This is a genomic window from Pseudomonas sp. S3_B08, from assembly GCF_054667725.1.
On record NZ_CP162750.1, the window covers coordinates 1,326,262 to 1,338,660 of the forward strand.

Sequence of the window (12,399 nt, forward strand, 5' to 3'; positions counted from 1 at the left end):
CATCACGAGGCTCTGGGAGCCCCTCGCGCCGCTCCTACCTTGCTGGGTGGCCAAAATCCAGACCTCTTCAGGCCGACAGCGCCTTCATTAAACTGCGGAACCGAGAATTTTCATGACTCGTTTCAAGTTGTAGGCGAGGACATTCAAGCTCATCTCCGCACTTACTCCGTTCAGCTTTCGTGTCAGGAAATGTGTGGCGCCCAGCCATTGTTTGAGTGTCCCGAAGGGATGCTCGACCGTACGCTTGCGGACTCGCATCATGTCCGGCGCGTTGCTCAGCCTGTTCTGCATTTCCTCCAATACGGCTTGATGCTCCCATCGCCGAACTCGCCGTTGCTTGCTCGGTGTGCACTTCGATTTCAGCACGCATCCCTGGCAATTTGAACTCCAGTAACGGTGCAGCGTCAGGCCTTTTTCAACGCTGGAAAAGCGCCAGATCAACGCCTCTCCAGCGGGACAAATGTATTCGTTTTTTGCCGCGTCATAGATGAAGGCATCGTTATTGAAACGCCCGTCAGCCTTGGCTCCAGAGGTCATTGGCTTGGGCACATAGGCGGTGATGCCTGCATCGTGACAAGCCAGGATTTGTTCGCTTTTGAAGTAACCTCGGTCAGCCACTACCGACAACGTATCTGACGCCATCGCCTCGCGGGCCTGCTTGGCCATCGAGCTGAGTAGATCGCGGTTGGAACCGACGTTGGTCACCTCATGCGCAACGATCAAATGGTGCTGGGTATTGACCGCTGTCTGCAAGTTGTAACCGACGATTCCAGTGCCGCGCGTCATCATGGAACGGGCGTCTGGATCGGTCAGTGAGACCTGTTTATCCGGTGATTCGTTGAGCTGAGTTTCAATGACCTGCAACTCTTTCATCTGAGCTTTGAGTTTGTCGATTTTCTCATGCAGACGAGCAGCCTTGGGCTGAGCGACCGAGGGTTCTTGCCGATCGGTTTCGTCGAGCGCAGTCAGGTACCGATTGATACTTGATTCAATTTCTTCCATCCGCCGTTTCAGCTTGGCGCTGGTGAAATTGCGGTCGCGGTTATTGACGGCCTTGAATTTACTGCCGTCGGTGGCGACCAGATTTTCTTCGAACAGTCCTAGCTGCTGGCACAGCACCACGAACTGGCGGCAGACACCTCGGATGGCCTTGCTGTTGTCTTTTCGGAAGTTGGCGATGGTCTTGAAATCGGGCATCAAACGTCCAGTCAGCCACATCAGCTCGACGTTGCGTTGGGCTTCTCGTTCAAGACGCCGACTCGATGGAATGCGTTTCAGATAGCCGTAGATGTAGATTTTCAGCAGGATCGCGGGATGGTAAGCCGGCCGGCCAGTATCAGCCGGTATGGCGCCTTCGAAACCCAGTTTGACCAGGTCGAGTTCGTCGACAAAGACGTCGACTACGCGCACCGGATTGGCATCCGTGACGTAATCGTCGAGGCTCGCGGGAAGGAAGGTTTCTTAGCCTCGATGTTCACCTTGGATAAAGCGCTTCATGGGCGATCCCTGCGATGAAATCCTCAGAAATCATAGCAGGGCTAGAGCGATGTTCTGTTCAGATATTGATGCGTTTTTCAACCGCCTGTAGTTGCCTTACCGGGTCCCAACCACTCGGCGACGCTTGAGCTTTGCTCCACCAAAGCATTCCTTTAGAGATCCATAATTTCCGCAAATCAGCATGAGCAGATGTTGCGTCATCATAGCCAAACTGCGTACCGCAGGACGGGCACATGCCAAAAGAAGAGCAGCCAACCTCATCGTATGGAGGCTCTTCAAGCCCGGGGTATCCACAAACCGGACAAAGATATGAAACGTTGCTTGCAATCATCCAACCCCCAGATTTCTAGCATCTAGCCCACGTTGTCGGCGTACCTGCTGATTTCCGGAATCTTATACTGAATCTGAGCAACTGATTTCTGACCTGGGCTGAGTAGGAAAAACACTAGAGTGGAAGCCGCTAACAAGCGATTTTGACACACTCTGGGCCGATTCCTGCCTGTCAGGACTGACTGACATCGACCCATAACTGTCTTTCTCGAACGGCAACTAACGGCCTTGATGACTGTATCTGAGACAACGTCAGGGACGCCATATGATGACTAGTCGTTGACGATGCATGATAGTCATGCTTGGTCAGTAGTTTTCTTACCACTTTCGATGATGCACATGACGCAGCTTGGGAGTACTTCTGTTAGGTGCTGTTCGGTTATTTCCACATCGTTTCACTGTAACTGGCCGTACAGCATTCCAATGGCTGCATTGGTGATCAGGCCGACCTCACCGTCGAGCTTTCCTTTTCTCCTCGTACTCATCGGCGATAATTGCACTCAATAGAGGACCTGTAGGCATTTATCAGTTGATTAGCGGCACCATTTGTTCTCGCTCCATAACTAATTATGATTGGTTTCACCTTTGTCTCAATTTGGTTATTTCGACGATGTGTTGCTTTTTTAATACAAGCATTGTTTGCGATATTTTTTATAGCTAAATGATAGAGGCAGAATAATTAAATATGCTACCATGAAACAAAAGGTAGCTTCTAATGTGGCCTTTAGAAAGTAAGCGAATTAAGGATTCGAATTTTTCTGGAGGTATCGATGTCCGCGCTAATAAAGAAAAAAGTAGATCGCGAATGGACTTGGTTTGAAGACTATTTGTATGTTGGAGCGACGTATACTTGCTTTACACCTCCGGGAAGACGCGTCCAAGTGGGCATGGGAATATATATTAACGGTACTCCGCTTGGAGAAAAAGTTGCAATCACTGAAAAGGCTGATTTCACTGTTGTCGGACCTGGGTCGGTCCATATCAGAATATATGACGACGGGCCCGATTGCGAAGTCGCGATTACGCAGGATAGTAATATTCCTGTTCCTATTTTGGTGGCTGAATTTTGATATCGTTGAGTACGGATTCAGAAAGGGTTGTGTCCTTTAGTATTCTGTAATCTGGTGTCGCTTGTTATACGGTACCTCTCTGTTCTATTGGGTCAGCGCCATGGAGGGATCTATTAAGTTATGCAGAGCCTGGGAGGAAATAAAATTAACTGATGAGAGGATATTGTTATGGTGTTTTCGCGCCCGTGCCTGGCCTTAGTCGGTATAGTGCTTGCACTACAAGTTCAAACTGTTAACGCTGACCTGGTATCTTCTGCCTTGGCTGGCTCATCTATTTCTGGACTAATCGACCAGATAAAGGGGGTCGCAGATAGTATTATTCACGAACTAGACGATAAGGTTGGTTTGAATGCTTTCCGAATTCGACAGGATTTAGCGATTTTAATCAGCGAACTTAATAATGCAGCGCTGGAACTGGAAGGAAAGACAATTTCAGATTTGAATAGTACGCAAAAATCATTCTTTCAACAGGCTGAGGCTTCCATAATAGTAGCCCAATCGACCCTCACGGCACCTCTGGAGGAACTCGGTAACATTCAAGTGCAGATGAGTGACACAATCAGCGGCTTGCCCTTTTCACGAAAAACTGCGCGAGTTCTGCAAGTGGAGCCGCATTACTTAGTGTCTACTTTTTACGGTAGTGTTGATTCGGCAACGCTCGAAAACAATGTGAGTGCAGGCGGCGTTAAAGCTTCTGATATACTTATTAAGGATATTATGAATCCTGCCCACATCAAAGAAATCGATGATATCCTGAAGCAAGTGAGCTTTGCCGTGGTGTTCTCAGAGTCTACCCCATCTCTTCCTTTTAGCTCTAAGCCTCCAAGTGCCCCAGAGGCAAAGACTTTTGTCAATCAGCCTGCGCAACCGGCTAGCCAAGTGCTTCGCGGTGATCATGCTAACTATTCTGGACAATTTCAAGATGAACTTATAACTATCAAAGGTAGTGATCTAAACTACGGTCCTGCTTCTCTTATCTTTGGTGATACCTCTTGCGTTCTCGGGGAGCAACTAGATTCACGGCTGACTTTCAATTGCCCTGGTCGCTCCTTTATTGCGAATCAGTCTATTGAGCGCCGAAGTGGAGATTTGGTCGTTACTGACTTTCAACCTTGGTATAGTCGGCTATGGGCTTGGGTAACCAACGATCCTTTACCCACCCGCACATATAAGACATTGATTACCATTGTACCCCAAAAATTAGGTGATTATTCCGTAATGGCGGTGGTCGAGACTCCAAGACTGGTTAGAGAGCCAAGATCGCAGCCGGTCGCTGTCGGAAATAGCCATTGTGATGGCGAACGTAACTACAATGTTCGGGTGAATAAACAGGGCGACCCTAATTGGAGTATTGACTTTAACTCCGTGAATTTGGTTGAAACATCAGGCAATCAGGGACGATCGGTTACTGCTCCACTTGAAACTGGCCCAACCGGATTTGTTGTTGCAGTTAATTTGCAGAATGGCGGTAGTTGTGGACCAAATCGGCCGTTCAGCGGAGATAAGCTTTGGTACGATGCACGAGCTTGGTTTTCTGGGAATGTAAGTTGGAATGAGTCTAAAACTGTTAAAGAAAATCTCCCTACCGTTGTCAGTTCAGGACCTCTGTTCTGGGGTAAAGACATGGATTTTGTCCTTCCCGATGGAACCAAGGATTTTCAGATAACAATCAATCAAGTGAATAATTTAAAACAAATTGTAATTGGTGAAGAAATTAAACCGTGGTTTCGTGTGAAAAGTGATGCTTCCAAGAAGCTACTGGTAATAAGTCCCAAAACTATTAAGGACGCCATGCAATAGACTTTACAGATGGCCAGCGACATAAGATGCATGGTTCTAACTCTCATCAAAGTTTTCGCCAGCCTGATGAAATTATGGTTCAGTATCGTTGAAATCCTTGAAATGTATGAAGCACATAAAAAAGATCGAACCATCTCTTTCATTTTGGAACGCTAGCAGCTAGATGATCCGCGCCGCTCAACCCAGTGGTGACATCCAGAATGCTGCTTCAAGGGCGAGTGGTTTTCATTAATATAAAAAACAGGAAATTGAGCGGGTCTGAGTATTGCATCGAGAATCCTCTGTAAAGAGCTACGAAGGAGGGCGTCAATACCAATCGGTATAAACGCTGCTTGGACGAGAGCGAAGCTGAGATTACCATTACTCCGCCAAGTGGTTTGAGCGACTGCATCAGCATAATTCCAGCTCTTCCTATTGCATAAAGCTAGAGTGTCTTGGCTGAGTGCTGCCCGAAGGGACCGCTATGTTGTCCATCCTTGAGCTGCGCCACATCATCGAATCGGCTTTTATCCCCTCTCCTGCAAATGTCGGATTGAGCAACTGGGTTCGTCCAAATCTACTATCCGGTATCTTGGCAGGTAGAGCTTCTGGTCACCGGCATTTCTATCTCCTGCCTGACTGGGAACTGGGCTATCACCAAGCTCATCGATAATGTTCGCGAAGAGCTCAAGATTACTCATGAGAACGGATCTTGGCCGCGTGAAAGGGCGGCAAACTGACTGTGCCTAGCTCGGTAGTGATAATGCATTCAGAACTGACCGCTTTTGGCCGTATGCGGTCGCATGGGAATGTCCGCTTCTGGCCGAAAGCCGACATTCGGTGACATGCCCACCTACGTAATATCTCGCAGCGTCTCGCGAGCAGATCCTCCAGTCGATCCTGGCGGGCTTATCTATTCAACATCGCCAGCTTCAAGCGGAATTCGCCTGATAACGTCGTCATAAGGCACCAGGTCGAGAAAGGCAACGACTTCAACTGCCTGCAGATTTCGCATGCGCATGATCCATACGTAGCTGTTGCGATAAGGCGCGCCGTCGGCTGCGGTGGCGGTGCCGTTCCAGTGCACAACGACGTCATCGCCTTCAGCCCAGATATCCGCCACCGTCGGGCGAACGGGCGAGGCGAGCCGTTTTGCGAAGGGTTGGACTGCGCGTTTCAGGAAGTCATCTCGGCCCCGGTAAGTACCCGCTGAAGGGCTCGTCCCCTTGATTGTCCAGATCACATCGGGAGACAGCACATCTGTGAAGAACGTCCGGCCGCCCTGAGCCCATTGGTTGAACGCTTGCGCAACGAATTGGCGATTGCGTTCCGTAGTCGGTTCGCTGGCCACGGCGGGCGCCGGCCCTGCAATGATTGTGGTGAAGACTAGTGCTAGCGCTGTAGAGAGGCGTTGAACAAACGTCATTTTCTGTGCTCCTTAATCTGTCCGATGAGCCCCGTCGAGTTGGATGGGCCGTTGTTGTTATCTGTAAGCCGCTAGTTGCGTTCCCACACGCCGTTGTTCTATATGGGGCATCGGCAAAGAATCGGCGTGGGTGTGGACGGCAGTACCTCTGGGCTTCATTTGAAGTGTGACTTACGAGCGGAGGAGGGCTGTTGCAGGATCGTCCTGATTTCTTGCTTGATCATCCGATACCAGATGTCTAACCGCCGCATCCCCACGTTATGGAGTTGTGTTTGAATTCCCTTTCAAAGCTTGTCGATATCATTGGTCGTCACGTCCGGGATGACGGCATTCACAGCACCGCGATTCCGGGTGTCAGCCTGATTCGTTCGGCTTCGCCCACGATGCCTATGCCGGTGGTGTACGAGCCAACACTCTGCCTGGTCGCCCAAGGACGTAAACAAGCGATGCTGGGTACTACCGCCTATGTTTACGATCCGGCCAAGTACCTGATTGCATCGGTAGACCTTCCGGTGATGGGCTCGGTCATCGAGGCGAGTGAGGCTGTTCCCTATCTGTGCCTGGCGCTGGATCTCGATACCGCTGTATTGAGTGAACTTGCGCTGCGCCATCCGCTAAGAGAAGAGAGCGTCAGTGCACCGCCGGCAGGCATTACGCTCAACGATACGACTCCAGAACTGTTGGATGCAGCGGTTCGACTCGCGGGGCTGCTCGACAGACCACGGGATATCGAAGCGCTCGCTCCGCTGGTGATTCGCGAAATGCTTTATCGCCTTCTAACCGAGAATGGCAACAGCATCATCAGGCAGATGGCACAAGCAGACAGCCGCTTGAACCAGATCGCCGAGGCCATTGCCTGGCTGCGCAGCCACTACAACGAAGCGTGTCGAATAGATGAACTCGTCGAAATCGCCGGCATGAGCCGTTCTTCGTTTCACACGCATTTCAAGGCGATCACCTCGATGAGCCCGCTGGAGTTTCGCAACCAGTTGCGGCTACAGGAAGCACGCCGGCTGATGGTCACCGAAGCGGTCGATGCCGCAGAGGCGGGATATGCAGTCGGTTATGAAAGTCCCTCGCAGTTCAGTCGGGACTACGCCCGTCTGTTCGGCATGCCACCAGCGAAAGACGCCTGGCGGTTGCGCACGGACATTTGTGGAATTTGAATCCAGCGCTTTTCGTCGCGCAGAAAAAAACGAGGCCGCATTTGCGGCCTCGTTTTCAATGTGTTCCGGACTACTGTTTGACGCTCAGGTAATCGCCGGTCGTGGCTGGATGACGACTCTTCGCCGTGAGAACGATGGACGTCCTGAGCGATCTCCCAGGCTGGCTGCCCCGAGGTGACTGGCAACGAATAGGTATGCCCGGCCTAGGCCATGAACATGGCGAGAGCAAGCGCGATTACTACCGTCGTTGTCAGTGTTTTGCTGTACATGGCGTTAAAGGTTTCAACTCGTTGACCGGGCGCTCAAGCGATTTGCCTAATCCCCCCTGGGGGGATACGATGCCAGCGTAATTCATCGAGCCCTGAGACTCAACTCATGAGTGAACACGAACACGACCACAGCCATCCCCACACCCACCAAAGTCATGAGGCGATCATCAAACGCCTCAAACGGGCGGACGGGCATTTGCGCGGCATCATCACCATGATCGAAGAAGGGCGTCAGTGTGTGGATATCGCCCAGCAGCTTCATGCGGTAGAGAAAGCGATCTGCCAGGCCAAACGCACGCTCATCCAGGATCACATCGACCACTGCCTCGAAGATACCGTTTCAGCGCTAGGCAATGGCGAGCGCGCACCGCTGGAAGCCTTCAAACAAATCACCAAGTACCTTTAGGTCTGACATGCCCGATTTCGCTGAACTGTTGCAGCAAGGCGGGGCTCACGCCTGGCTGTATTTCCCGAGCGCGATTCTGCTCGGTGCCTTGCATGGCCTGGAGCCAGGTCATTCGAAAACCATGATGGCGGCCTTCATCGTGGCCATCCGTGGCTCGGTCAAACAGGCTGTTTTGTTGGGGTTGGCCGCAACGCTTTCGCACACCGCCGTGGTGTGGCTGGTCGCCATCGGCGGCATGTACTTGGGCAAAGGCCTGGATGCTCAAACCACTGAGCCGTATTTCCAGCTTGCTTCCTCTGCACTGATCATCATGATTGCCCTGTGGATGCTGTGGCGTACCTGGCGCGGTGAGCAGATGTTCAAGTTCGAGCAAAGCGATGATCACCATCACGGCGAACACGACCATGGTCATCATGATGAAACGCACCGAATAGATACCGGCCATGGCCGTGTTGAACTGTCGATCTTCGAGGAAGGCATGCCACCGCACTGGCGCCTGAAGACCTTGAGCGGACACGCCTGGGCAGCCTCGGATGTTCGCCTGACCACGACGCGTCCGGACGGCAGCAGCCAATCGTTCGCGTTCGTCGAGCGCGAAGGCTTTCTGCAGTCGACGGTGGATATTCCGGAACCGCACGAGTTCAACGCTCGCTTGAGCCTTGGACATGCCGGGCATTCGCATGATTACGACCTGACGTTCCAGGAGCATGATCACGGGCATGCGCATTCCGAACTCGAAGGCCTGGAGCTGTCGATTGATGGCTATCAGGATGCGCACGAACGTGCTCATGCCAACGACATCCGTAAGCGCTTCACCAACCGCGAAGTGACCATGGGTCAGATCGTCATGTTCGGGCTGACTGGCGGCCTGATTCCCTGTCCGGCTGCCATCACTGTCCTGTTGCTGTGCCTGCAAGTCAAAGAGGTCGCGCTCGGCGGCATGCTCGTCCTGTGTTTCAGTATCGGCCTGGCGCTGACTTTGGTCACTGTCGGTGCCGCTGCGGCCATTGGTGCCAGACAGGCTTCCAATCGCTGGCCGTGGCTGGGAACCGTAGCGCGCCGCGCTCCTTACCTGTCCAGCGTGCTGATCATTGGCGTTGGCCTGTATGTCGGCTTTCATGGCTGGATTGGCCTGAGCGCATAAGGCCGTTTGCGCACAGCGGTGGCACTGATGCAAAGGGTTGCCATCGCAACCATAAAACCAACGACAACGACTACCACTGCCACTGACGAGCAAAAAGCCCAGCGCAAGGCTGGGCTATCGAGGAGCGCGCGATGGGGGCGAGGCATTAGCGAACGCCTGCATCCGCAGAATTACTCGACCGGCACGACGCTATCCAACGCCTGATTAACCGCCAGCTCGCCGAGCATCACCACTTGCGCGATACCTTGCAGTGTCTTGCGCGCAGATCCTTCAACCATCCCGATCACATCACTCAACATCACCGAGGCGGAGCCTAGCGATTCGCTGGCGTTGACCAGCAATTCTTCGGTCGCGGTTTTCGGGTTGGCGAGGAACATGCTGCTGGTCTGGTAGGGCGTGGTTTTGATGGTGTCGCTGGGTTTGAGGTAGTGGTCGAGGGCGCGGTCGGCAGCTTCGTGGAGTTTTTTTGAGTCGAGGGATTCGTAGGGGGAGGTTGCGTCTGACTGTGGCGGGTTTGGCGTGACTTTGAACATGGTGAAGCTCCATATGTGACCAAGGGAGCCATCACTCTCGCTACCAAACGAAGGGTGGTGGCCATACGAAGGTTGGTAGACCGGCCCACATGGAAAAACCGGCGCGCTCGAAAACGCCCTGCGCATGGCCACCATAAAACCGATGCGAAAGCATCTGCATAGGATGACGTTATGCGCCATGTGGAAAGCGGGCTACCAAACCCGATCACTGTTTTTCAGTGACCGGCCAACGATAGAACTGCGGCCCGAGGCGCACAAGCCGGCGGATTCTGGCGTAGTCGTAGGCAATGGCGCAAGGCGTTGTAGCTTGCTGGAATAGTCTGGATATCGGTTTTAAACGGGGTGTTTAGGGAATTGGTTTTGGCTGATGTTTTGTGTTGATCGGGTTGGAGTCTTCGCGAGCAGGCTCGCTCCCACAGGTGTCGAGTGGGCAATGTTTACAGCGTCTTGCCAATCGGGCCGTCACAGATTTTGAACTTTGCTTTCGGCGCCATTTCCATTGTTTGAGGTGACAACCCTCCAGCTCCTCCACACCTGAACCAAGGAATGACCGTGACGGCTCCCACTGACAAAACTTCTCTGCGCCGGGCTATCACTTTCCCGATGCTGTTTCTGTTTATTCTCGGCGATGTACTCGGCGCGGGTGTTTACGCACTCGCCGGAACGATCGCGGGGGAGGTGGGCGGCGCGATTTGGGTGCCGCTGCTGATCGCGTTGTTCTTCGCCATGTTGACGGCAGGTTCCTACGCGGAGTTGGTGACCAAATATCCCCACGCCGGCGCGGCTTCGGTATTCGCGGAAAAAGCCTTCAAGTCACCGCTCATTTCCTTCCTGGTCGGTTTTTGCATGCTGGCGGCTGCGGTCACCAGCGCTGCGGGTTTGTCGCTGGCGTTTGCCGGTGATTACTTGAACGCCTTCGTCGACGTATCGCCGCAGATTGCAGCCCTGGTGTTTCTTCTGGCTATCGGCCTGCTCAACGCGCGGGGGATCAAGGAGTCGCTTGGGGCAAACCTGGTGATGACTGTGATTGAGCTGTCCGGGCTGATTCTGGTGATCGTGGCTGCGGTCTGGTATTTCCGCACAGGCGATGCGGATCTGGGGCGGACGCTCACGTTCAAACCGGGGGTCAGTCCCATGCTGGCGGTGCTGGGGGCGGCATTGTTGGCGTTCTATTCCTTCGTCGGGTTCGAAACTTCGGCCAATCTGGCCGAGGAAATCAAGGACGTGCGCAAGGTCTACCCGCGCGCCTTGTTCGCGGCTTTGATTACGGCTGGCGTGGTTTACATGGCGGTGGGTGTGGCGGCTTCTTCGGTGTTGCCTACCGAGAAACTGGTCGCCACGTCGGCGCCTTTGCTCGAAGTTGTCCGCGCGTCGACCCTCGCAATCCCGCCCGCGCTGTTCTCTTTTATTGCGCTGATCGCTGTGGCCAACGGTGCGCTGTTAACCATGATCATGGCCAGTCGATTGACCTATGGCATGGCGAATCTGGGGCTGTTGCCGGGTGTTTTGGGTGCGGTGCTGCCTGAACGAAAAACTCCATGGGCTGCCATTGTCGCAACTACCGTGGTCGCTATTGCCCTGACACTCACAGGCACGCTGGCAACGCTGGCAGAGACGGTGGTCTTGCTGTTGCTGTTCGTTTTTCTGAGTACCAATGTGGCCGTGCTGGTACTTCGGCGGGACAGGGTAGAGGAAGACCACTTTCGCGTGCCGACCTTTGTCCCGGTGCTTGCGATCGTGTCGTGTCTGGTTCTGCTCAGTCAGCAGGGCTGGGAGACCTGGTTGCGGGCGGGGGCGTTGATCATTGTCGGGATGTTGCTGCATGGCTTTTCTCGTATCAATTTTTCCGCGATCAGTAAGGCCGGGTAGTGCAGCAGCTTGGGGAATTGGTGTTGTTTGGGCGGGCGTATTCGCGAGCAGGCTCGCTCCCACAATGGATGGGTGGTGATAGTCAGGATGTGTAACACGTTGTCAGTCGGCGGGCGGGTGAGTAAGCTGCCGACATGAATCAGTCCTCAGTTTCCCCATCCTTCCCCGGCCCGCGTGGTCCCGTTGATCACGACATTCGTGATCAGATTGTCGCGGCGGCCAACGAGCATTTCAGCCAGTACGGCTACGCCAAGACCACGGTGTCCGATCTGGCCAAGGCCATCGGTTTCTCCAAGGCGTACATCTACAAATTCTTCGATTCCAAACAGGCGATTGGCGAAGCGATCTGCGCGAACTGTCTGGGGCAGATCGTTGCGGCGGTCGAGCAGGCGATAAACGAAGAAGACCTGACCCCTACCGAGCGTTTCCGCCGGCTGGTAAAAACCGTGATCGCCACGGGTGTGAATCTGTTCTTCAACGATCGCAAACTCTACGACATTGCTGCGTTTGCAGCGGGTGAGAACTGGCCGAGTGCGCAGCGTTACGATGCGCAGATCAAGCGTTTCATCACCGACATTGTCCGTGAAGGGCGCGAGGCCGGTGAGTTCGAGCGCAGGACGCCGCTGGACGAGACGGTCGAATCGATCCACTTGGCGCTGCGGCCCTTCGTCAATCCACTGATGCTGCAACACAATCTGGATTTCATCGAAGTGGCGCCGACGCTGACTTCGAACCTCATTTTGCGCAGCTTGATGCCTTGACCCTGTGCTGATCCGAGGAGTCGGATCAGTCGCCCTAACCCCATCCTGTTCCTGACGCCACGATATTTCCGCTGTTCTGATTGTGACTCTTGGCTGGTATGGTCACTAGGGCAACATGGCCGCCGCAGTTTGGTTATTTCAGTGCTGCG

The 12,399-nt window shown here is 53.4% G+C and carries 9 protein-coding genes and 1 pseudogene; 7 read left to right on the forward strand and 3 right to left on the reverse strand.

Features of this window, described 5'->3' with window-relative positions; all coding sequences use genetic code 11:
• Positions 1-67: 67 nt before the first annotated feature.
• A pseudogene (locus AB4N73_RS06130) lies at positions 68-1,497 on the reverse strand (IS1182 family transposase).
• A 1,100-nt stretch (positions 1,498-2,597) separates the two neighbouring features.
• Here AB4N73_RS06130 and AB4N73_RS06135 point away from each other — a divergent pair.
• Both AB4N73_RS06135 and AB4N73_RS06140 read left to right on the forward strand, forming a co-directional pair.
• Positions 2,598-2,897: a hypothetical protein gene (locus tag AB4N73_RS06135; RefSeq protein ID WP_460143071.1), complete on the forward strand. Its 300-nt coding sequence runs from the start codon at positions 2,598-2,600 to the stop codon at positions 2,895-2,897.
• A 168-nt stretch (positions 2,898-3,065) separates the two neighbouring features.
• Complete coding sequence (locus tag AB4N73_RS06140) at positions 3,066-4,697, forward strand: hypothetical protein (protein ID WP_460143072.1); 1,632 nt, start codon at positions 3,066-3,068, stop codon at positions 4,695-4,697.
• An 892-nt stretch (positions 4,698-5,589) separates the two neighbouring features.
• Here the strand turns inward: AB4N73_RS06140 and AB4N73_RS06145 are convergent.
• On the reverse strand, positions 5,590-6,102 hold the full coding sequence (locus AB4N73_RS06145) for a nuclear transport factor 2 family protein (protein WP_460143073.1): 513 nt from the start codon (positions 6,100-6,102) through the stop codon (positions 5,590-5,592).
• Positions 6,103-6,374: 272 nt separating this feature from the next.
• On the opposite strand from AB4N73_RS06145, the gene AB4N73_RS06150 reads away from it, so the two are divergent.
• From AB4N73_RS06150 to AB4N73_RS06160, 3 genes are all read left to right on the forward strand, one after another.
• Entirely contained in the window at positions 6,375-7,268 is an 894-nt protein-coding gene (locus tag AB4N73_RS06150; RefSeq protein WP_460143074.1) for an AraC family transcriptional regulator, read from the forward strand.
• A 375-nt stretch (positions 7,269-7,643) separates the two neighbouring features.
• Positions 7,644-7,943, forward strand: coding sequence for a metal-sensing transcriptional repressor (locus AB4N73_RS06155; protein WP_016774379.1), 300 nt, complete (start codon positions 7,644-7,646; stop codon positions 7,941-7,943).
• Positions 7,944-7,950: 7 nt separating this feature from the next.
• A complete protein-coding gene (locus tag AB4N73_RS06160) occupies positions 7,951-9,087 on the forward strand; it encodes a nickel/cobalt efflux protein RcnA (protein WP_460143075.1) in 1,137 nt (378 codons plus the stop codon).
• 170 nt (positions 9,088-9,257) lie between these two features.
• On the opposite strand, the gene AB4N73_RS06165 is transcribed toward AB4N73_RS06160, so the two are convergent.
• Complete coding sequence (locus AB4N73_RS06165) at positions 9,258-9,620, reverse strand: DUF6124 family protein (RefSeq protein ID WP_460143076.1); 363 nt, start codon at positions 9,618-9,620, stop codon at positions 9,258-9,260.
• A gap of 546 nt (positions 9,621-10,166) precedes the next feature.
• Between AB4N73_RS06165 and AB4N73_RS06170 the strand changes: the two genes are divergently transcribed.
• Positions 10,167-11,489 carry an APC family permease gene (locus AB4N73_RS06170; protein ID WP_460143077.1) on the forward strand — a complete coding sequence of 441 codons (1,323 nt, stop codon included), beginning with the start codon at positions 10,167-10,169 and terminating at the stop codon, positions 11,487-11,489.
• A gap of 134 nt (positions 11,490-11,623) precedes the next feature.
• The gene (locus tag AB4N73_RS06175; protein WP_016774383.1) at positions 11,624-12,250 is read left to right on the forward strand and encodes a TetR/AcrR family transcriptional regulator; all 627 of its coding nucleotides are present in this window, start codon (positions 11,624-11,626) and stop codon (positions 12,248-12,250) included.
• Positions 12,251-12,399: the final 149 nt, after the last annotated feature.